At 64.4% G+C, this 20,755-nt stretch carries 16 protein-coding genes; 11 read left to right on the forward strand and 5 right to left on the reverse strand.

Annotation, left to right across the window (positions count from 1 at the left end; all coding sequences use genetic code 11):
- Positions 1-180 precede the first annotated feature (180 nt).
- The 8 genes from IFT65_RS03280 (at position 181) to IFT65_RS03315 (ending at position 8,868) form a co-directional block, all read left to right on the forward strand.
- On the forward strand, positions 181-2,979 hold the full coding sequence (locus tag IFT65_RS03280) for a TonB-dependent receptor (protein WP_223203075.1): 2,799 nt from the start codon (positions 181-183) through the stop codon (positions 2,977-2,979).
- Between the two features lie 104 nt (positions 2,980-3,083).
- Complete coding sequence (locus IFT65_RS03285) at positions 3,084-3,827, forward strand: FadR/GntR family transcriptional regulator (protein WP_188324688.1); 744 nt, start codon at positions 3,084-3,086, stop codon at positions 3,825-3,827.
- 222 nt (positions 3,828-4,049) lie between these two features.
- Positions 4,050-5,009, forward strand: coding sequence for an SPFH domain-containing protein (locus IFT65_RS03290; RefSeq protein ID WP_188324687.1), 960 nt, complete (start codon positions 4,050-4,052; stop codon positions 5,007-5,009).
- Between the two features lies 1 nt (position 5,010).
- Entirely contained in the window at positions 5,011-5,445 is a 435-nt protein-coding gene (locus IFT65_RS03295) for an NfeD family protein (RefSeq protein ID WP_188324686.1), read from the forward strand.
- A 441-nt stretch (positions 5,446-5,886) separates the two neighbouring features.
- Positions 5,887-6,999, forward strand: coding sequence for a glycine cleavage system aminomethyltransferase GcvT (gene gcvT, locus IFT65_RS03300; protein WP_192080179.1), 1,113 nt, complete (start codon positions 5,887-5,889; stop codon positions 6,997-6,999).
- A 94-nt stretch (positions 7,000-7,093) separates the two neighbouring features.
- On the forward strand, positions 7,094-7,489 hold the full coding sequence (gene gcvH / locus IFT65_RS03305; RefSeq protein WP_188324684.1) for a glycine cleavage system protein GcvH: 396 nt from the start codon (positions 7,094-7,096) through the stop codon (positions 7,487-7,489).
- A gap of 306 nt (positions 7,490-7,795) precedes the next feature.
- A complete protein-coding gene (locus IFT65_RS03310) occupies positions 7,796-7,990 on the forward strand; it encodes a hypothetical protein (protein WP_192080181.1) in 195 nt (64 codons plus the stop codon).
- A gap of 308 nt (positions 7,991-8,298) precedes the next feature.
- Positions 8,299-8,868, forward strand: a complete 570-nt coding sequence (locus IFT65_RS03315) for a histone (protein WP_192080183.1) — start codon at positions 8,299-8,301, stop codon at positions 8,866-8,868.
- Between the two features lie 132 nt (positions 8,869-9,000).
- On the opposite strand, the gene IFT65_RS03320 is transcribed toward IFT65_RS03315, so the two are convergent.
- Positions 9,001-10,383, reverse strand: a complete 1,383-nt coding sequence (locus IFT65_RS03320) for a serine hydrolase domain-containing protein (protein ID WP_192080185.1) — start codon at positions 10,381-10,383, stop codon at positions 9,001-9,003.
- Positions 10,384-10,679: 296 nt separating this feature from the next.
- Here IFT65_RS03320 and IFT65_RS03325 point away from each other — a divergent pair, with 296 nt between their 5' ends.
- The gene (locus IFT65_RS03325) at positions 10,680-12,020 is read left to right on the forward strand and encodes an MFS transporter (protein WP_192080187.1); all 1,341 of its coding nucleotides are present in this window, start codon (positions 10,680-10,682) and stop codon (positions 12,018-12,020) included.
- An 82-nt stretch (positions 12,021-12,102) separates the two neighbouring features.
- A complete protein-coding gene (locus IFT65_RS03330) occupies positions 12,103-12,468 on the forward strand; it encodes a DUF1304 domain-containing protein (protein ID WP_192080189.1) in 366 nt (121 codons plus the stop codon).
- Between the two features lie 123 nt (positions 12,469-12,591).
- Here IFT65_RS03330 and IFT65_RS03335 read toward each other — a convergent pair whose 3' ends face one another.
- Positions 12,592-15,072: an acyl-CoA dehydrogenase gene (locus IFT65_RS03335; RefSeq protein ID WP_188324679.1), complete on the reverse strand. Its 2,481-nt coding sequence runs from the start codon at positions 15,070-15,072 to the stop codon at positions 12,592-12,594.
- The gene (locus IFT65_RS03340) at positions 15,069-15,986 is read right to left on the reverse strand and encodes an alpha/beta hydrolase (protein WP_192080191.1); all 918 of its coding nucleotides are present in this window, start codon (positions 15,984-15,986) and stop codon (positions 15,069-15,071) included. Before IFT65_RS03340 ends, IFT65_RS03335 begins: the two co-directional genes overlap by 4 nt.
- A gap of 176 nt (positions 15,987-16,162) precedes the next feature.
- Between IFT65_RS03340 and IFT65_RS03345 the strand changes: the two genes are divergently transcribed.
- On the forward strand, positions 16,163-16,762 hold the full coding sequence (locus tag IFT65_RS03345; RefSeq protein WP_188324677.1) for a TetR/AcrR family transcriptional regulator: 600 nt from the start codon (positions 16,163-16,165) through the stop codon (positions 16,760-16,762).
- Between the two features lie 146 nt (positions 16,763-16,908).
- On the opposite strand, the gene IFT65_RS03350 is transcribed toward IFT65_RS03345, so the two are convergent.
- Positions 16,909-19,665 (reverse strand): TonB-dependent receptor, encoded by a 2,757-nt coding sequence (locus IFT65_RS03350; protein ID WP_192080193.1) that lies wholly within the window; start codon positions 19,663-19,665, stop codon positions 16,909-16,911.
- Positions 19,666-19,904: 239 nt separating this feature from the next.
- Positions 19,905-20,753 (reverse strand): hypothetical protein, encoded by an 849-nt coding sequence (locus tag IFT65_RS03355; protein WP_188324675.1) that lies wholly within the window; start codon positions 20,751-20,753, stop codon positions 19,905-19,907.
- Positions 20,754-20,755 lie beyond the last annotated feature (2 nt).

The raw sequence follows: 20,755 nt of genomic DNA on the forward strand, positions 1-20,755 counted from the left end.
ATCAGTCCAATTGGTTGACATTTGTGTGTCCGCATGTCGAAAGTGCGCCCCATGCCCGCACTGCGGGACATCCTTTGGGAGGAGGACACCATGCGTCGTATCGAAATGCCTGCAGCACCGTTCCACCGAAATGCCCTGTCCCTTGCCCTGATGGCTGCGCTCTTCGCCAGCGGCCCGGCAATGGCGCAGCAGACCGACCCGCCGCCGGCAGGCGGCACCGCGACCAACCTGGACCAGGTCCAGGTGACCGGCATCCGCGAGTCGATGCAGAGCTCGATCAACAAGAAGCGCGACGACACGGTGATCTCAGACGTGTTGTCGGCCGAAGATATCGGCGACCTGCCGGCCCCGTCGCTGGCGGACGCCATCGAAACGCTGACCGGTGCAGCGTCTACCCGTGACAAGACCGGTGCATCGGAAATCTCGATCCGTGGCTTGGGCGCGTTTCTCAGCAGCACCAACTTCAACGGGCGCGAGATCACCAACGGCAGCGGCGATCGTTCGGTTAACTTCAACATGTTCCCCGCCGAGCTGATCAACACGGTCGCGATCTACAAGACCCAGCGGGCCGACATCATCGAAGGCGGCGTGGCCGGCACCATCGGCCTGGAAACGGTCAAGCCGCTGGAGTACGGCAAGCAGGCGATACAGTTGGACCTGCGTGGCAGCTGGGCGGAGTACGACAAGAAGTATCGCGACGACGACGGCATCGGCTATCGCGGCACCGCCAGCTACATCGACCAGTTCGAATTCAAGAACGGCGGAAAGCTGGGGGTATCGCTGGGCGTGCAGCGGCTGGACGGGTCGGATCCGGAAGAGAGCATCACCAGCGGATCCACCTGGTATGCCTGCGATGGCCGGGTCAACGTGGCCAACGCGAACTGCACCGAGCCGGGTGCAGCGGCCATCGCGGCCGGCACGCCGTTCTACCTGGTGCCCAGCAGCCGCATCTATCGCCTGAAGCAGGAACGCAACGACCGGCAGAGTGAGTTCGCTGCGGTGCAATGGCGCCCCAACGACGTCGTCGAGGTCAACGTCGATGTCGAGCACACGGACCGCAACTGGTATGAAAACCGCAGCGACCTGAGCCTGTCGAATGCGCGGCGTGGCATCGTCAACCGGGTGGTCGACGAAGACGGCGTGCTGCGCCAGCTGTCCGGCAGTACCTCCATCGATTCGACCTCCAACCGCTACACGCGCAACGAGGAATACACCGGCGGCGGAATCAACCTGATCGTGCGACCGAGCCCGGCCTGGGAGCTGTCCACCGACCTGTCCTATTCGCACACCCAGCGCGTGGACGACGAGCGTGCCACCCGCCTGCGGGCCAACCAGCGCGATACCGCCAATGCGATCGTGCCGGGCATCAGCAGCGGGACCACCGGCTATGTGAACTACGACTGGGCCTGGCAGGGCGAGGTGCCCAGCGTGGCACTGGATCCGGCGTTCGATGCGAGCAATTGGGACGCCTACACCGGCGCCGCCCGCGTCACCTCCAGCCAGACCGAGAACGACCATCAGATCCGCGCCGGCCGCTTCGATGCCAGCTTCATGCCGGAGGAAGGATTCTTCACCCGCATCAAGGCAGGGCTGCGCGCCAGCCAGGCGGACTACACCCTGCGTGACAATACGCTGATCACCGATTACGACCAGCGCGTGGCGGGCGACAAGGCCGCCATCATCGCGGCCAACACCAGCTGCCGCGCGGCGTTCCCGCAGAAGGATTTCATGGATGCCGCCAGCGGCAACACGATCTCCGAGTGGGCGTACTTCGATCCGATGTGCCTGTACCAGTCCTTCCGCGGTACCACCGACAACCTGCTCGATCCGGATCGGCCGGACCCGAACAACGTCGACATCACCGAGAAGACACGCTCGCTGTATCTGCTCGGTGAGTTCAGCAGTGAGTGGTTCGGCCTGCCCGTCACCGGCAACGTCGGCGCGCGCTGGGTCAAGACCGACGTGCGTTCCGAAGGCGTACGCACCGGCCTGACCGTGCGTGACAACGGCGACGGCACGATCCGCCTGCAGCCGACCGGCGAGTTCAGCACGCAGACGTTCAAGGCCGGCAACGACAAGCTGCTGCCCAGCGCCAATGCGTCATTCGCGCTGCGTGAGGACCTGCTGCTGCGTGTCGCCGGCTACCGCGCGATGTCGCGCCCGGACATTTCCGCGCTGGGTGCGGGCCGCACGATCAACGTCAACAGCGATGCGACCTTCGGCAACCTGGCCGATGCACTGGACGACATCAGTGCCAGCGGCAACCCGGCCGCGCAGCCGCTGATGAGCTGGAACGGCGATCTGTCGCTGGAGTGGTACCCGAACCCGGATACGCTGCTGGCCGCCGCCGTGTACTGGAAGCAGTTCAATGGCGGAACCGCGACCTCGCTGGTGGATGAGACCTACACCATCGATGGCCAGACGGTGACCGTGCCGGTGCGCCAGCAGGTCACCACCGACGAAGACAGCACGCTGACCGGTATGGAGCTCAGTGCGACACACCGCTTCTCGTACCTGCCGAAGCCGTTTGACGGCCTGGGCTTCAAGGTGAGCTACAACTACGCCGATTCGGATTACGAGACGCAGGATTCGCGTCTGGGCGAGCAGTTGGCCAGCGATGGCAGCGTCATCCCGGCGATCGTGCCGACGGCCGGCTTGAGCGGGTTCTCGCGGCACGTGCTGTCCGGTTCGCTGTACTGGGACGTGGGCCCGTTCAACATCCAGGCGATCGCCAAGTTCCGCTCAAGCTACTACCAGGATTTCACCGGCAACACCGCACAGCAGAATCGCTACTACGACGACAACACCAGCGTGGACCTGCGCGCGCGTTACCGGGTCAGCCGCAACCTGTCGCTGTCACTGGAACTGATGAACCTCACCAACGAACCGCGCGTGGCGTACCAACCGTCCTTTGGCAACTTCCGCGAGGTCGTGAGCTACGGGCGACGTGCGTTTTTCGGTGTACGATACAAGTTCTAAATCGAGACGGCGCGGCCTTCAGGGTCGCGCCGTTGCTCCAACCGGACCAGCCCCGCGCGCGGTGGCCCGGGACGGTGCCGGAGGGAACCACCAAGGGTCAGCCCATGTCCGCCAACCGCCTGTACCAGACCATCGCCGCCAAACTCCGCACGTTGATCGAGGACGGAGAGTTCCCGCCCGGCACACGGCTGCCCGGCGAACGCGAACTGGCCGAACGCTTCGGCGTCAGCCGGGTCACCGTGCGTGAAGCGGAGATCGCCCTGGAAGCTCAGGGCTGGATCGCGATCCGCATCGGCTCGGGCGTGTATGTGAAACCGCGGCCACTGGATGGCCTGGGTGGCTTTCCGGATGTCAGCGCATTCGACCTGACCGCGGCACGTGCGGTGTTCGAGGCCGAGGCCGCCGCACTGGCGGCCGGCAACCTGGAAGACGCGGACATCGCCGAACTGCGGGTGCTGGCCGAGGCGCTCTGCCGTCGCGACCTGACCGATGCCGAGGCGGGTGATTTCGACCGCCGCTTCCATCTGACCATCGCCCGCCTGTCCGGCAATCCGGTGGTGGAGTATTTCGTGCAGCAGATCTGGCGCATGCGCAGCGACATGCCGCGCGTGGCAGAGGTGTATGCCCGTGTCTGCCACGACGACGGCGCCAGCCGTGCCGACGAGCACATGGCGATCTTCGAGGCACTGGCGTCGCGCGATCCTGCTGCAGCGCGCAATGCGATGCGTTATCACTTCCAGCGCCTGTTCGAAGCGATGCTGGAGGCGACCGAGAACCAGGCGCTGGCCGAGATCCGCCGACGCACCGCGCAGGACCGCGAACGCTTCATGGCTACCACCCGCATTTAAAATAAGCGGTAGCGCCGAGCCATGCTCGGCGGCTTGCTGTCTACGCCTACGGACGGCGCTCGCCGAGCATGGCTCCGGCGCTACCACTGCTCTTTCTTTTCTTCTCGTTTGTCCCGTGCAGCCTCTCCCGTCGCCGCGAGACCCAGACGAAAACGCCCGCCAGCGCGGCAAACCTACCTGCGGGGTATGCTGCAGGTCGGTTTTCATGGAAGAGGAAGCGCGATGTTCCCGACGATGTTCTTTACGGTGGTACTGGCGATCGTGGCCGTGATCGTGCTGTTCAAGGCGGTGCGCATGGTGCCGCAGGGCTTTGAATGGACGGTGGAGCGGTTCGGCCGCTATACCCATACGATGTCGCCCGGCCTGCATTTCCTGATCCCGATCGTGTACGGGGTAGGGCGCAAGGTGAACATGATGGAGCAGGTGCTGGACGTGCCCAGCCAGGAAGTGATCACCAAGGACAACGCCGCGGTGCGCGTGGACGGCGTGGTGTTCTTCCAGGTGCTGGACGCGGCCAAGGCGGCCTACGAGGTCTCCAACCTGGAAGTGGCGATGATCGCCCTGGTACAGACCAACATCCGCACCGTGATCGGCTCGATGGACCTGGACGAATCCCTGAGCCAGCGCGAGGTGATCAATGCGCAGCTACTGAGCGTCGTCGATCAGGCGACCAATCCGTGGGGCCTGAAGGTCAACCGGATCGAGATCCGCGACATCCAGCCACCGCGTGATCTGCTGGACGCGATGGCGCGGCAGATGAAGGCCGAACGCGAAAAGCGCGCGCAGATTCTCGAAGCCGAAGGCGCGCGCCAGTCCGAGATCCTGCGTGCCGACGGTGAAAAGCAGGCGACCGTGCTGGAGGCCGAGGGCCGCCGTGAGGCCGCATTCCGCGATGCAGAGGCACGCGAGCGCCTGGCAGAGGCCGAAGCCAAGGCCACCCAGATGGTTTCGGTGGCGATCGCCGAAGGGGACGTGCAGGCAATCAATTACTTCATCGCACAGAAGTATGTAGAAGCGTTCAAGGCCCTGGCGACCTCGCCGAACCAGAAGCTGGTGCTGATGCCGATGGAGGCCAGTGGCGTGATTGGCTCGATCGCCGGCGTTGCCGAACTGGCCAAGCATGCTTTCGCCAAACAGGACGACAAGCCTGCCCGCGCGGTGCCGCCGCGCTTTGGAGACTGACATGCGCTGGGAAGTCGTCGGATGGGGGGCACTGGCGCTGCTGTTGTTCGCTGCCGAAGCGATGGCGCCGGGTGCGTTCATGCTGTGGATCGGCATCGGCGCGGCGGCGGTGTTTCTGATCACCGCACTGGTGCCCGGCATTCCGGTGCTGTGGCAGGTGGTCGCGTTCGTGGTCCTCAGCGTGGTCGCTATCCAGGCGTATCGCCGCTGGGGCAGGACGCACGGTCGGCAGAGCGATGCGCCGCTGTTGAACCGTCGCAGCGCGCAGTTGGTGGGCCGCGTGGCGGTGCTGCAGCAGGGCATCGTGGCGGGGCAGGGGCGGGTCAGCATCGATGATTCGTCGTGGCAGGTCACCGGACCGGAGCTGGCGGCGGGCACGCCGGTGCGCGTGGTGGCGGTGGTCAATGGTGTGCTGCAGGTGGAAGCGAACGGGTGAGACCCCCTCGCGGGTGGCTGGGGTGCATCTGGGGTTGGGCCGGGCGGTGGGGCTGTGCGGGGGACGGCAAAGGCCGCTCCTGCGTGCCTCGTTTCGCGCCATCCATGGCGCTCAACGCCCCCGCCCAGCCCCCCCGCCCGACCCCCTGACAGGTTCCGTGGCCGCCAGCCGCGTATGAAAAAGAGGAAAGCGGTAGCGCCGACCCATGGTCGGCGAGCGCAGCGGGCCGTTGGCGGGAACATTCCGATGACAGCAAGCCGTCTGGTGGAGGGAGCCCCTGAGTCAGGGGCGGACGCGAAGCGGCGGGGTGTGGGTGCTGGTGAGACGGGGCCCGCGGTTTGCGCAGCAAAGCGTGGGAGCGGCAGCGCGAATGCGATGACGTGGACCCTGTGGTGCTATCTGGGATAATGCGGGTCTTGTTTCCTAGTTCCCGGACCGGTCATGACCCAGAAGACGCTGCTCAACGATTCCCACCGCGCCCTCGGCGCAAAGATGGTCGACTTCGGGGGCTGGGACATGCCCATCCACTACGGTTCGCAGTTGGATGAGCATCACCTGGTGCGCCGCGAGGCCGGCGTGTTCGACGTCAGCCACATGACCGTCGTCGATCTGCGGGGTGATCAGGTCAAGCCGTTCCTGCGTCGCCTGCTGGCGAATTCCGTGGACAAGCTGAAGGGCCCAGGCAAGGCGCTGTATTCCTGCATGCTCAATGCGCGCGGTGGCGTCATCGATGACCTGATCGTCTACTACGTGGCCGATGATTTCTTCCGCATGGTCGTCAATGCCTCGACGCGCGAAAAGGACCTGGCGTGGCTTACCGAACAGGCCATCCCGTTCGCCGTCAGCGTGCAGCAGCGTCCGGATCTGGCGATCCTCGCGGTGCAGGGGCCGAAGGCCCGTGACGCGGTGGGCGGATTGGTCGACACCGACGACAAGGACGCACTGGCCAAGCTCGGTCGCTTCGCCGCCACCCAGGTAAGTGCCGCCGATGGCGTGCCGTTGTTCGTCGCGCGTACCGGCTACACCGGCGAAGACGGTTTCGAGATCCTGCTGCCGCAGGTCGCGGTCGTCGCGTTCTGGGACAAGCTGATCAAGGCCGGGGTCAAGCCGGCCGGTCTGGGCGCGCGCGATACATTGCGGCTGGAAGCCGGCATGAACCTGTATGGTCAGGACATGGACGAAGCGATCACGCCGTACGAGGCGGCGCTTGCCTGGACGGTATCGCTGGACGAGGGCCGCGATTTCATCGGCCGCGATGTACTGGAAGCGCAGAAGGCCGCCGGCGATGCACGGCAGATGATCGGGCTGGTGATGGACGAAAAGGGCGTGCTGCGCCACGGTCAGGTCGTAACGACCGCGAGCGGCCAGGGCGAAATCCTCTCCGGCACCTTCTCGCCCACGCTGGGCAAGGGCATCGCCTTCGCCCGCGTACCCGCGGGTGAACTGGGCGGAGTCACCGTCGACATCCGCGGCCGCGCCGTCCCCGTGCGCGTGGTCAAGTTCCCGTTCGTGCGCGAAGGGCAAGCGCAGGCCGGTGTGCTGGGCGAGGCGTGATCGCGGGTTTGTCGGCACGGGCCTGCCAGCAGGCCCGGCCGGTTGGTTACACTAGCGGCGTTTTTTCCACACCCTGTATTCCTGGAGCAGTGTCATGAGCGAGATCCCCGGCGACCTCAAGTTCCTCAAGTCCCACGAGTGGGCGCGCGTCGAGTCCGACGGCCGCATCACCGTTGGCATTTCCGACCACGCCCAGGGCCTCCTCGGCGATCTGGTCTATGTCGAGCTGCCCGAAGTCGGCATCGAGGCAAAGGCGGGCGAAGCCATCGCCGTTGTCGAATCGGTCAAGGCGGCTTCGGACGTCTACAGCCCGGTCACCGGCACCATCGTCGAGGTCAATTCGGCGCTGGCTGACAAGCCGGAGACCATCAATGAAGATGCGTACGGCGAAGGCTGGCTGTATGTGGTCGATGCCGCGGGTGCGGGTGAGCTCGATGAGCTGCTCGGTCCGGACGACTACGCCGAGGTGCTGGAAGACGACGATCACTGATCGGGGTTGACCGGTTGCAGCGAAGGACCGCCCCCAGGGGCGGTCTTTTTTTTGGCCGACGCGTGATGCGTTTTCTCTTGCGCCGGACCGGCGCCGACCGCGCGCTGATGACATGCGTGTCGCCCACGCCCGTTCGATGTGCGGTCGGAATCGTGCACCTGCTGGTCGCGTAAAGCGGAAAAGTTTTGCGCAAAACCGCGTTTGCACCACGTGCATCGGCTTCATTCGTGTGAAAAAAAAACGGCACGTTTCCGAAGTGTTCCGGTAACCAGGTTGCAGCGATACGTTTGCCCACGGGTAACGTGCGTGCCAACGCATGCGTTGCACGTCGTTTTTGAAAAGGACTTGTTTAAAGCACTTTCGCGCGCGACCGAGGCGCTGCGCGTCGCGCCGTCGAAGGCGCGCAAGGCCCTCGCGGGGCGCTGGTGCCCTGCCTGCGCTGCAGTGATCGAGCAGGCGCGAGGCGGGTTCTGCGTGAAAGTTTTTGCCTGGGGTTGTTGACAGCCCAAAAAAGCGTGATTAGGTTTCGCCCAACGGACCTTTCTTCGAAACCGAGTGCACCCGATCAACCGACAGGCGCGAAGCACAACCCGGACATCCACTGCACGTCGAGCGACGGTGGAGTCGGCACAGCTTCCCCCGGAGATTCGCACCATCCGTTCTGCCGCGATGCCAGCCTCGCCGATCGAAGCGGGCACCGCAGCACCCGTCACGACGCGTGGTACGCGTCGGCGGTCCCCGCCAACCCATCCGGCGGGTTCGATTTACCTGGGCGTTTCAATTCTCCATCACTGACGAGGAGCCATCCCATGGCCACTGCGAAGAAGAAGCCCGCCGCCAAAAAGGCGACGAAGAAGGTAGTCAAGAAAGCCGCTGCGAAAAAGGCAGTGAAGAAGGTCGCGAAGAAGGCGACTGCCAAGAAAGCAGTGAAGAAGGTCGCCAAGAAGGCAACGGCGAAGAAGGCAGTAAAGAAGGCAACCAAGAAGGTCGCCAAGAAGGCAACGGCGAAGAAGGCCGTAAAGAAGACCGCGAAAAAGGTAGCCAAGAAGGCGACCGCCAAGAAGGTCGCGAAGAAGACCACCGCGAAGAAGGCTGCCAAGAAGGTCGCGCGCAAGCCCGCCAAGAAAGCGGTAAAGAAGGCTGCGGCCAAGAAGACCGCCAAGAAGGCGACCAAAAAGGTAGCCAAGAAGGCAACCGCGCGTAAGGCGACCGCGAAAAAGGCGACCGCGAAGAAGGCCGTAAAGAAGACCGCCAAGAAGGCGGCGAAGAAGGCCACCGCGAAGAAGCCGGCTGCGAAGAAAGCAGCGCGCAAGACCCCGGTCCGTCGCAAGAAGTCCGCTCCGGTGGCCTTGCCCGCAACCCCGGCGCCGCTGATCTAAGCACGTCCCGATAGCGATACCTGAAGCCCCCTCTCCGACAGCCCAGCGGAGCGGGGGTTTTTTTTATGCAGCAAAAAGGGGACGGAGGGAATTAATCGAGATTAATCCCCTCCGTCCCCTTTTTTTGTTCCGTTATCGGGGTGAGGCCGTAGCGCGGCTGGAGGAGGCGCCCTTGCGCTTGTCCTGGGCCGGTGCGCCTTCCGCCATCAGGCTGTCGCTGCCGAAATCGGTATCGACATCCAGCCAGCGCTGGGTCGGCAGGCCCATGGCCGCATCCAGCACGGTGGGCAGCAGTCCGCTGGGCAGGCTGCTTTCGCCATTCCAGAGGATGGCGATGCCCAGGTCACGTTCCGGCACAAGCGCCACCAGGCCGCGGTAGCCCTGCACGGCGCCGGCATGGAACACCACTTCGTGACCGGCGTAATCGAAGTTGCGCCAGCCCAGTGCGTAACCGGCCGAGCGCAGGCGCTCACGGCGCCAGCCCGAGCGCATTTCGCCGGGCGTGTTGACCAGCGAGGCGTGCAGGGTGGCCAGCAGCGGCGCGGGCAGCACGTCAGGGCGATGTCCGGTCTGTGCCAGCAGCCACTGCGCCATGTCGTTGGCGCTGGCGTTGACGCCCGCCGCTGGTGCGAGGCGGTAGTAGGTCGGCTTGGGCGTCAGCGAGACCCAGCCATTGCGGCTGCGCACGTGCGGGCGCGCCCAGCGCGAACTGGCCTGGATGCCCGCCAGCCCGAGGCTGGCATCGTCCATGCCCAGTGGCTTGAACAGCCGGCGTTCCACCGCCTGTTCGTAGAAGCTGCCGGAGGCGGCGTAGACCACATCGCCGATCAGGCTGTAGGCCACGTTCTGATAGGCATAGCAATCACCCGGCAGGCATTTCAACGACGTGGACCCCAGCTTCTGGGTCAGCGTGTAGTACTCCGCATTCGCTTCGATATCGCGGTCATACGCGTTGTACGGCAGGCCCACCCGATGGCTGAGCAGATCGGCGACCGTAAGCCGTTCGGTGGCCTCGGGCGTGGTGAGCTGGAAGCCCGGCACGTAGTCAGTGACCTTGCTGTCCCAGCGCAGGGTGCCATCGTTGACCAGCAACCCGGCCATGGTGCCGGCGAAGGCCTTGGACAACGAGGCCAGGCGGAATACGGTGTGCGAATCGACGGGCAGGGGATTGTTGACGTCGGTGACCCCGTAGCCGCGCGCGCTGAGGATGCGACCGCCTTGGACGATGGCCACGGCCATGCCCGGCACACGCTCGCCATAGGTCAGCTGCTGGGCCATTGATTCGATCTGGCTGACATTGAAGCCGGCGGCGGGGGCCTGCGGGTTGGCCGTCAATCCGGTGCGATAGGCCGCCGGTTGGGTATGCGCCGGGGCAGCGGCTGCCACTTCGATGTTGGCCGGCATCGGCGGCAGCGCCGACGTCTGCGCGGTGGTGGACAGGGCAACGGGCATCAACATGCCCAGCATTCCGGTGGCCGCCGTACGGAACGGACGACGGCGGCTGTTCTTGTTCATTAGATCGGGACCCGAGCGCGACTGCTGTGACCGATTCTATCCCCGCTTTTCGTCATTGCACAAACAAAGCGAAGATGAATGCGCATCTTATTGAATAATCGATGATTTGAGGGGCAAAAGCAGCGCTCGTGAGCACTGCCATGCGCAGCGGTACTGTTGGTGTACGGCGGACATCCGGCCTGGACCGGCCCGCGATGCTGGCGATGTTGCAGTGCATTGGATACCGTACGCGCTTCCCCGCATCCGGAGTCGCCCATGCCTTCCTGCTGCCGCCTGACGCGCGCGCCGGGTGACACGTGAGCGCGCCGCTGGCACCTGCCACCGTGGGCGGACCGGTACGGCAACTGACGCAGGCGCTGCGCGAGACGCCCGCGTTATGGTGGTCGTTCCTGTATTTCTTCTGCCTGCTCAGCGGGTATTACGTGCTGCGGCCGGTGCGCGAGGCGATGGCGTCCTCGTCGGACATGCAGGAAGTGTTTCCGCCTTCGCTGATCGCCTGGTTTGCCAGCCATGGGGTGGCGCTGCAGGATTTCGTCCTGCAGTTCCTGTTCACCTGCGTGTTCCTGATCATGCTGGTGCTGCAGCCGGTATATGGCTGGCTGGTCAGTCGCCATCCACGGCGGGTGTTCATGCCGGTGGTGTACGGGTTCTTCATCGTCACCCTGCTTGGTTTCCACGTCATGTTCGACAGCGACGTGCCGGGACGCGGCATGGCGTTCTTCTTCTGGATCACCGTGTTCAACCTGTTCGCCGTCGCGGTGTTCTGGAGCTTCATGGCCGATGTGTTCACCAACGTGCAGGCACGGGCGTACTACGGTTACATCGGCGCGGCGGGAACCATCGGAGCGTTTCTCGGCCCGATCATCACCGGTGCGCTGGTGCAGCGGGTGGGCATCGCCAACCTGATGCTGGTCTCCGCGGGCTTCCTCAGTGTGTGCCTGCTGTGCATCTGGCGGCTGCGGCACTGGGCCGTGCTGCGCGAGCGTGAGCAGCAGCTGGTGTCGGGCGAAAAACCGATGGGCGGCAGCGTGCTGGACGGGCTGAAGCTGATCGTGCGTGAGCCGCTGTTGCGCTGGCTGGCTGTACTGGTGGTCTTCGGCGTGGGCGTAGGCACCTTGCTGTACAACGAACAGGCGTCCATCGTGCGGGCGGCCTACCCGGATCCGGAAGCGCGCACGGCGTTCTATTCGCATATCGACCTGGCGGTGAACGCACTGACCCTGCTGGTGCAGCTGGGGCTGACGCGCTGGCTGCTGTCGCGCCATGGCGTGGCGCCGGCCCTGCTCATCCCGGCCTTCGCAATCATCGTCGGCTTCTCGGTACTTGCCGCTTCGCCCTTGCCGCTGTTGGTAGCGGTGGTGCAGATCGTTACCCGCGCCAGCGAGTTCTCGCTGTTCAAGCCGGCGCGCGAGACGATCTATACGCGCGTTGACCGCCAGTGGCGCTACAAGGCCGGCGCGGCCATCGACACCGTGGTCTACCGCGGTGCCGACCTGAGCTTCGCCTGGCTGCACAAGGTGCTGTCGCTGATGGGTCCGCACCTGGTGTTCGTCGGCGGTGTGGTGGTGGCCGGCATGATGACCGTGGCCGCGTTCGGCGTGCTGCGCGAAGAAAAGAAGCTGCCGCGCGATCAATAGCCTGCCGCTGCGCTCGCCGAGCATGGCTCGGTGCTAGCGGTGAGGGCGCTGCTCAGTTCACCCAACTCTCAGAAGGACCGTCATGTTCTGGATTTCCGTTGCCCTTTCCCTGACGCTGCTGGTAGCCGCGTTGCACGTTTACTTCCTGGTGCTGGAGATGTTCCTGTGGACGCGTCCACTGGGCCTGAAGACCTTCCGCAACACGCCGGAGAAGGCGCAGGCCACGCGCGTGCTGGCGGCCAACCAGGGGCTCTACAACGGCTTCCTGGCGGCCGGCATCCTGGTGGGACTGGTCCGCCATTTCGAGATCACCATTTTCTGCCTGGTCTGCGTGGTCGTGGCAGGCTGCTACGGCGCATGGTCCGTCAACAAGCGGATCTTCTATGTGCAGGCGCTGCCGGCACTGCTGGCGCTGGCCGCGATCTGGCACGCAGGCAGCCGGTTGTAACGCCGCGCCAGCGGCGGGGTCTCTCAGCCGCGTAGTGCGGGTCGCTCGCCCTGGATGGCGTGACGCTGCAATGGAAAACGGCGAGCCGAGGCTCGCCGTTTTTTTATTCACTGTCCAAGGTGATCAGGCCGCCTGCTGCGAACCGGATTCCTTGCGCGGCAGGTCGTAGTAACCCGCCGAACGCAGCTCGTGGGTATCGAAGTCGTCCACGGTGATCGCCTCCAGGGTGATCGCACGCAGCTCGTCCAGCAGGGTGCGTTCGTCCTGGGTCAGCACGCCTTCGGCCACGGCTTCGTCGAGCTGCTTGTTGTAGTCCAGCGCCTCGATGCCCTTGCTCTTCAGCGCCTTCAGGAACTTGCGCTCCACCGGCTCGGCCATGATGGCCTTGGCCAGGTAGCTGTTGATGCGGCCACCCGGGTTGTTCTCGCACGGCGTCAGGAACACGCCGTCGGCCAGGCGGTCACGGGCCTCGTTGGGGGCCATCAGCAGGGCGGCAACGCGGCGGCTCAGGCGGTCACCCGGCGCTTCGGCACGGCGGCCCAGCGGGAAGATCAACAGCCACATCAACCAACCGATCGGGCGGATCGGGAAGTTGCGCAGCGCCGCCGACAGCGACTCTTCGATCTTGTGCACGCTGTCGTGGAAACCCCAGGCCAGCAACGGCTGGTCGGCCTGCGGTGCGCCTTCATCGTGGTAACGCTTGAGCATGGCGCTGGTCATGTAGACATGGCTCAGCACATCACCGAGGCGCCCGGACAGCGATTCCTTGAACTTCAGCTTGCCGCCGAGCGTCATCATCGAGATGTCGGCCATCAGCGCCAGGTTGGCGGAGTAGCGGTCCAGCTTGCGGAAGTAGCGGCGGGTGTAGGCATCGCCCGGGGCGGCACCGAAGCGCGCGCCGGTCAGGCCGAACCAGAACGAACGCACGGCGTTGGAGATGCCGTAGCGGATGTGGCCGAACAGGCTGCGGTCGAATTCCTGCAGGCCGGCCTTGCGGTCCGGATCCTGCGCGGCCTTCATTTCCTTCATCACCCAAGGGTGGCACAGGATCGCGCCCTGGCCGAAGATCAGCAGGCTGCGCGTCATGATGTTCGCGCCTTCCACGGTGATCGCGATGGGCGCGGCCTGCCAGCTGCGGCCGGCGAAGTTGCGTGGCCCCAGGATGATGCCCTTGCCGCCGATCACATCCATCATGTCCGAGATCACTTCGCGGCTCATGCTGGTGCAGTGGTACTTGGCAATTGCCGACGGCACCGACGGCACGTCACCGCGGTCGACCGCCGCAGCAGTAGCCTGGGCCAGTGCGCTGATCTTGTAGGCCTTGCCACCGATACGCGCCAAGGCTTCTTCCACGCCTTCGAAGCGACCGACCGAGAGGCCGAACTGCTTGCGGATGCGTGCGTACGCACCGGTGATGACCGCGCCGGCCTTCGCACCGCCGCTGCCCGTGGAGGGCAGGGTGATCGAGCGGCCCACGGCGAGGCATTCGTTGAGCATGTTCCAGCCCTTGCCGGCCATGGCGGCGCCGCCGATCAGCTGGGTCAGCGGGATGAAGACATCCTTGCCCTTGATCGGGCCGTTCTGGAACGGCGAGTTCAGCGGGAAATGGCGACGGCCGACTTCAACGCCGGGTGTTTCGCGCGGCAGCAGGCCCAGAGTGATGCCGATGTCGCGCGTGTCACCGATCAGCTTGTCCGGGTCGTACATGCGGAAGGCCAGGCCGATCAGGGTCGCGACCGGGGCCAGGGTGATGTAGCGCTTGTCGAAGGTCAGCTTGACGCCCAGCACGCGCTCGCCGTTCCACTCACCGTGGCAGACGATGCCGTAGTCGGGGATGGACGTGGCATCGGAGCCGGCGAACGGGCCGGTCAGACCGAAGCAGGGCACTTCGCGGCCATCGGCCAGGCGCGGCAGGTACTGGTCTTTCTGTTCCTGGGTGCCGTAGTGGTTGAGCAGTTCACCCGGACCGAGCGAGTTCGGCACACCGACGGTGGAACTGACCACCGACGACACCGAGGCCAGCTTCTGGATCACCTTGTGGTGGGCCAGCGCGCTGAAGCCAAGGCCGCCATATTCTTTCGGAATGATCATGCCGAAGAAACGGTTCTTCTTGATGAAGGCCCACATCTCCGGCGGCAGGTCGGCATGGACATGGGTGATTTCCCAGTCGTTGACCATCTTGCACAGTTCTTCCACCGGGCCGTCCATGAAGGCCTGTTCTTCGGCGGTGAGCTGCGGCTTGGGATAGTTCAGCAGGATGTTCCAGTCCGGGTCACCGGTGAACAGCTCACCCTCGAAACCGACCGAGCCGGTTTCCAGGGCAATCCGCTCGGTCTGCGACAGCGGCGGCAGCACCTTGCGGAACACCTTCATCATCGGCGCGGTCAGCAGCGGCTTGCGGACGAAGGGCAGCAGCAGCGGAATCGCGATGACCGCCACGATGGCAGCGGCGACGATCGTTGCCGTCTGGTTGATATACGGGACGAACCAGCACACAGCCAACACGGCCACGCTGATGATCGTCCACGTAATGAGGCGCATGCGGTGATAGGCCGCGAATGCACTTGCCAGCAGAAGGGCAAGGAAGGGAAGAACGATGCTCATGAGCGTACTCCGGTGACGTGCTCGGGTTCGGCGGACGATGCTGCGGCCAGGGCCGGTGGCAACACGTCCAGATAGTTCAACACAGTAGCGGTAAAAGCGTCGTTGTCGTCGCCGGCCACCATGTGGGTGGCCTGCGGAAGCTGTACGTGTGTGGCATGCGGTGCCAATGCAAGGAAATCGGCGATGGTCTGCGGTGTCACCAGATCACTGCGTCCGCCACTGACCAGCAGCAGCGGGCACTTCACCTTGCTCGCCGCCGCTGCGAGTGCATCCTGGTGCTGTTCACTGTCACGCACCAGCTCAGCCACCAGGCGCGGATCCCAGTGCCAGCGCCAACGGCCGTGGCCGTCTTCGCGCAGCAGGGCGCGAAGGGAATCGTCCGCTTTGCGTGGCCGATGCGGCAGATAGGCCGCGATGACATCCGCCGCCTCTGCGAGTGACCCGAATCCCTGTGGATGCGCGGTCATGAAGGCAAGAATGCGTTCGACACCGGCGGTGTCCCAGCGCGGTGTGATGTCCACCAGCACCATCGCGGAGAACAGGCCGGGCCAACGCGATTCGGCCAGCAGGCCGAACAGGCCGCCCATTGACGCAGCCACCAGCACGGGCGGCCGGGTCTGCTCGCCCGCCAGCACGATCAGGTCATCGGCGAACTGGTCACCGTGATAAGGCACATCCGGCGCGTTCCAGTCCGAATCACCGTGGCCGCGTGCGTCATAGGCGAGGGTCTGGAATCCATGGGCGGCGAGCGCGTGCGCCGCGGGCGTCCATGCGTGACGGGTCTGCCCGAATCCGTGCGCGAACAGCACGGGCCCGCGGCGACCGGTCGTCTCGGCCGATACGGCCAACGTCGCGCCGTGCGCAGCGTCCAGGCGCAGATCGTTGAGGGTAAGGGAGGGAGTAGGGGTAACCATACCTATTAGTATGGAGTGCCTGCGAGGGAAGTCAATACTCCGACGTATGGTGCATCGCAGCGGGCTTGGAAAATCCAACGGCAACGAGCCTGCGAGCCTGGCTCGGCGCTACCGGGCGGCATCAATGCGCCTGCCCTCATACTGCAACCAACCCCTGCGTATGGTTAAATCAGCGGATGAGCGAATCCGAAACTCCTGCCAGCGACGTGCGCGCTGGACGCAACAGCCGCCTCAGTGCGGAAGACTGGGCCCAGGCCGCCCTTGATCTCATTGCCGAGCAGGGCGTCAGCGCGGTGGCCGTGGAGCCTTTGGCCCGCCGCCTTGGGGTGACCAAGGGCAGTTTCTACTGGCATTTCCCGTCCCGCGATGCGCTGCTGCAGGCGGCGCTGGAGCGCTGGGAGCTGTTCGAACAGGAGCAGGTGTTCGGCAGCCTGGAAGAGGTGCCGGATCCGCGGGTGCGCCTGCGCCAGCTGTTCCAGGTCGTGGCCCATGAAGTACAGCCACATATCATCTACAGCGAGTTGCTGAAAGCGCTGGACCACCCGATGGTGCGCCCGGTGATCGACCGCGTGTCGCAGCGTCGCATGGATTATCTGATCGCCTCATTCCGCCAGGCCGGGTTGAGCTCGACCGATGCGCGGCATCGTGCGCGCCTGGCCTATGCGGCCTATGTCGGCTTCCTGCAACTGTCGTTGCAGTTGCAGCAGCCGAAGCAGGCGCGTGAAGAGTTCGAGGCGTACGTGGAGCATGTGATCGATACGCTGATCCCGGGCTGATCCGGCGCCAGATCCGCGTTACCCGAAGCCGCGCACCAGCGCGGCTTTTTTGTGGCTGCGATCCTCGCCTTGCCGGCGCAGACCGCACAAACAACAACGGCCCCTTTCGGGGCCGTTGCATCAGACATTTCCGATCAGTGGATCGATCAGAACTTCTGCTTGTACTGCATGTACATGTAGCGGCCCGGCAGGTCGTACTGCGGGTCGAACATGTTGTACGACACGGCGTAGGACTGCGGCGGATCCTTGTCCCACACGTTGTTCAGACCCACCATGACGGTGCCGTTCCACGGGGTGTTGTAGCGGAACTGGACGTCGTGATAAACGGTCGAGCTGATGTGGTTCTCGCGGTTCACAGCATCCGAGCAGTATGCGCGGGTTGCGGCGCCCAGCAGGCAGGCTTCGGTCATGCCCGACTTGTAGCGGAAACCGTAGTTGATGCCGAAGTCCTGGTAGCTCCAATCCAGGTACAGATTGGAACGGATGCGCCAGTACGGATCCTGGTTCAGGTACTTGCCCTGACGACCTTCAACTGCCGAGTCGGCCGTTGCCTGCGTTTCCCACTTGCTCAGGTACGTGCTGTCCCAGCTGATGGTGAACTGGCCGAAGGAGAACTCCGGCAGGCGGTACAGCATGCCCAGATCCCAGCCTTCCACCTTGTAGGAGGACAGGTTCTGCAGCGGCATGTCGACATTGACGATGGCGCCGTTCTCGGCGGTGGTGCCGTAGTTCGGGTCACGCGTGATCAGGCCGCAGTACGCTGCCTGTTCCTGCGCGGTGCCGCCGTAGCAGCGGTCCATGATGTCGTCGATCGACGGGCGGGTGATCGCGTCTTCGATCTTGATCTGCCACCAGTCCAGGGTCACGTTCAGGCCTTGCACGAAGCTCGGGCTGAAGACCAGGCCCAGCGTCTTGCTGGTCGAGGTTTCCGGCTTGAGGTTCGGGTTCGAGGTCCAGGTGAACGGCTCGACGGTCTGCAGCGGACCTGCGTCGCCATCGGTACCCGGCTGGACCAGGCCAGCCGGCACGCCCTGCGCCTGGCACTGGGCCAGAACGGCACCGGTGGGCAGGTTGGCGGCGGCGCACGGATCGGCGTAGGTTTCGAACGAATCGGTGTTGCCGCGGAACAGATCGTTGATGCTTGCTGCGCGGAAGCCTTCGGAGTAGTTACCACGGACCATCAGGTCGTCGATCGGCTTCCAGCGGAAACCGAACTTGTTGTTCGTGGTGTTACCGAAGTTGCTGTACTTGGAGTAGCGGGTCGCCACGCTGAAGTCCAGTAGCTGGGCGCCCGGCAGGTCGGCCAGCACCGGGATCGACAGCTCCAGGTACATTTCGTCCAGGTCGTACGAACCCTTGGTCGGGCTGGCGCCGTTGCCGGTGCTCAGGCCCGATGCGATGAACGCATCCGGGTCGAACTGGCCGCTTTCCTTGCGGTATTCATAACCGGCCGCGAAGCCCAGCGCACCGGCCGGCAGCTGCACGATTTCACCGGAGATGTTGGCGTAGTAGCCCTTCGACTCCTGGGTCGCCGAGTCATGCGCGGTGAAGGTGGTGTACTCCAGCGCTTCCGGGCTGATCGAGCCCAGGCCGCCCAGCGGATTGATCGGGGCACAACCGGTGATCACGTCGCCGCCCGGGGCGGTGACGCAGACCGGCACGCCGCCACGGATCTCGGACGGGCCATAGGCTTCGTCCAGACGCGCCACGTTGAGCAGGCCGTAGGTCAGGTCGTTCTGGTCGGTCTTGTCGTAGCGGTAGCCGACGTCCCAATCGAAGGTACGGTCAGCAAACTCGAAGAAGCCTTCGAAGCCACCGTAGAAGTGCCAGTTCTTGACGTTCTGGTTGAACGAACGGCCGCCGGTCTCGTTGAAGCGGCGGTTCACGCCGGTCAGGTTGACGCCGTACGGGTTGTAGACGCTGTCGGCGCTGAGGGTCATGCCGGTCACCGGCATGGCGGCCAGCAGCTGCTCGGACTTGCGCTCGTTGTACATCGCTTCCGTACGGAACGTGACGTTGTCGGTGATGTTGTACGAACCGGCAGCGAACAGCGAGGTGCGCTCGTTCGGGGTCAGCAGGTAGTTGTCCGGCGAGGTGTTGTAGCCGTGCACGTTGCTGACGAACGGAACTTCCGTGCCATCGATGATGATGCGACGGGTGCCGTTACGGACGTACGAACCCGGGATGCCGGTGCCGCTCTGGCCGCTGAAGAACGGCGGGCCACCTGCGGAGATCGCACGATCACCCGCCATGACTTCCTTTTCATTGACGTACGAGGCGCCGATCATCACCGATGCGCGATCGGTGGTGGTGCCCAGCGTGAAGTCATAGGCTTCGCGCTCGCCGTCGCCGTCGCTGTACTGGCCCTTGTAGAAGTTGGCTTCCGCACCGTCGAAGTCACGCTTGGTGATGATGTTCACCACGCCGGCGATGGCGTCGGAGCCGTAGATCGTCGAAGCGCCGTCCTTCAGCACGTCGATACGCTCGACCATGGCCACCGGGATGGTGTTCAGGTCGACGCTGCCGTCCAGGCCGGTGGTCCAGCGGCGGCCGTTGACCAGCACCAGGGTGCGCGAGCTGCCCAGGTTGCGCAGGCTGATGCCGGACGAACCGTCACCGCCGTTGTTGAAGGTACGGTTCAGTGCGGCGCCGTTGGCGGCGACGCGCTGCAGGATGTCGGCAACCGAGGTCACGCCCTGCTTTTCGATGTCTGCGCGGGTGAGGCTCAGAACCGGCTGGGAGGTCTCAACGTCGGTGCTCTTGATGCGCGAACCGGTGACCGAGATACGGTCCAGGTTGGTGGTGCCCGAGGCTTCCTGCGCGATGGCAGTACCCGTGCCGGCAGCGCTGGTGATCAGCGCCAGGACGACGGCGTCACGCAGTGTGTTGCTGTTGCGGTTCATTGGACTCTCTCTCCAAGTGGTCTTGGTAACTACGTGGTGTGGCCCGCGAAGGAGGCGAAAGGCGCTTCCAAGTTTCGCTGGGCTGGTCCCGATACTACTTCCGTCTTTTGCAAAATTAAAGCTTTGTTAATGATTCGCGTGATTTTGGTGAAATTCGGCAAACCCGTTCAGGTCGCGCACAAACGAAAACGCCCCGAAAGTCGGGGCGTTTTCAAAAAAAATGCTTTAATAACAGGGGCTTAAAGGTCCTGTTCGTACCGTACGTACGGAACCGTGCCATCATCGTTGCTCTCATTGCGCGGTGAGAACGGATTCTTGCCCCGGCTGACCACGTTTTCCGCGCCGACCGTCAACTGGCCCGACCACGGGGTCCGCCAGGTCAGTCCAACGCCCAGGCCTTCCCATTTGCCGGGCTGGCCGGGCACGTCGACCACGCGTCCGATGATGTTTCCGCTGAAATTACCGTAGCCGGCGCCGATGCTCAGGCTCTTGCTGTCCCAGCGGTCGACGATCGAAGGCGCGACATCCGCCAACGGAACCAGACGGGCCTTCGCATAGGTACCGCCGATCGAGACGAAGCCCTCGCGGCCGATGTTCTTCTGGCCGAAGACGGTCAGGTCGTTCTGCTCGGCGCGCAGCGACGTCGCCTTGTTCGGGCCTGACAACCAGCCGGGAAGGGTTTCACGTCCACTGCCGACGGTAAGGCCCACGCGCCCGCCCGGTCGATTGAATGCGGCGGTGCCACTGAAGCGCCGTGACAAGGTGTCTTCGTCGTCGCCAAGGCTGGCCAGCATGCAATGGCTGGCCAATCCGCTGATGTTCGTGCCACGGCTGCTGTTGCACAGCAGGCCGAGGGAGTCACCGGAGGACAGACCGAAGGCCGCATCCAGCGAGCTGCGACCAAAATGCCAGCGTGCACCGGCTACCTGCTCACCGGTCGGCTCCAGATAGAGCAGGGCCTCTACTTTGCCGCTGCCCTTGTTCCACACCGGAATGACGGTGCGGGTGTCCTTGGCCTGCGCGTGCACGCCGGAGGCCGCCCCGAGGGCGATCAGCAGTGCAAGCGATTGGCGCAGGAATGTAGTCATGA

It is taken from the genome of Stenotrophomonas sp. CFBP 13725 (genome assembly GCF_014841935.1).
Classification (GTDB): domain Bacteria; phylum Pseudomonadota; class Gammaproteobacteria; order Xanthomonadales; family Xanthomonadaceae; genus Stenotrophomonas.

Coding starts and splice junctions, on each gene's coding strand:
- IFT65_RS03315 (WP_192080183.1), top strand. CDS start 8,299: ATGGCCACTGCGAAGAAGAAGCCCGCCGCCAAAAAGGCGACGAAGAAG.
- gcvT (WP_192080179.1), top strand. CDS start 5,887: ATGACCCAGAAGACGCTGCTCAACGATTCCCACCGCGCCCTCGGCGCA.
- IFT65_RS03285 (WP_188324688.1), top strand. CDS start 3,084: ATGTCCGCCAACCGCCTGTACCAGACCATCGCCGCCAAACTCCGCACG.
- IFT65_RS03290 (WP_188324687.1), top strand. CDS start 4,050: ATGTTCCCGACGATGTTCTTTACGGTGGTACTGGCGATCGTGGCCGTG.
- IFT65_RS03340 (WP_192080191.1), bottom strand. CDS start 15,986: ATGGTTACCCCTACTCCCTCCCTTACCCTCAACGATCTGCGCCTGGAC.
- IFT65_RS03330 (WP_192080189.1), top strand. CDS start 12,103: ATGTTCTGGATTTCCGTTGCCCTTTCCCTGACGCTGCTGGTAGCCGCG.
- IFT65_RS03280 (WP_223203075.1), top strand. CDS start 181: ATGGCGCAGCAGACCGACCCGCCGCCGGCAGGCGGCACCGCGACCAAC.
- IFT65_RS03320 (WP_192080185.1), bottom strand. CDS start 10,383: ATGAACAAGAACAGCCGCCGTCGTCCGTTCCGTACGGCGGCCACCGGA.
- IFT65_RS03355 (WP_188324675.1), bottom strand. CDS start 20,753: ATGACTACATTCCTGCGCCAATCGCTTGCACTGCTGATCGCCCTCGGG.
- IFT65_RS03295 (WP_188324686.1), top strand. CDS start 5,011: ATGCGCTGGGAAGTCGTCGGATGGGGGGCACTGGCGCTGCTGTTGTTC.
- IFT65_RS03350 (WP_192080193.1), bottom strand. CDS start 19,665: ATGAACCGCAACAGCAACACACTGCGTGACGCCGTCGTCCTGGCGCTG.
- IFT65_RS03345 (WP_188324677.1), top strand. CDS start 16,163: ATGAGCGAATCCGAAACTCCTGCCAGCGACGTGCGCGCTGGACGCAAC.
- IFT65_RS03335 (WP_188324679.1), bottom strand. CDS start 15,072: ATGAGCATCGTTCTTCCCTTCCTTGCCCTTCTGCTGGCAAGTGCATTC.
- gcvH (WP_188324684.1), top strand. CDS start 7,094: ATGAGCGAGATCCCCGGCGACCTCAAGTTCCTCAAGTCCCACGAGTGG.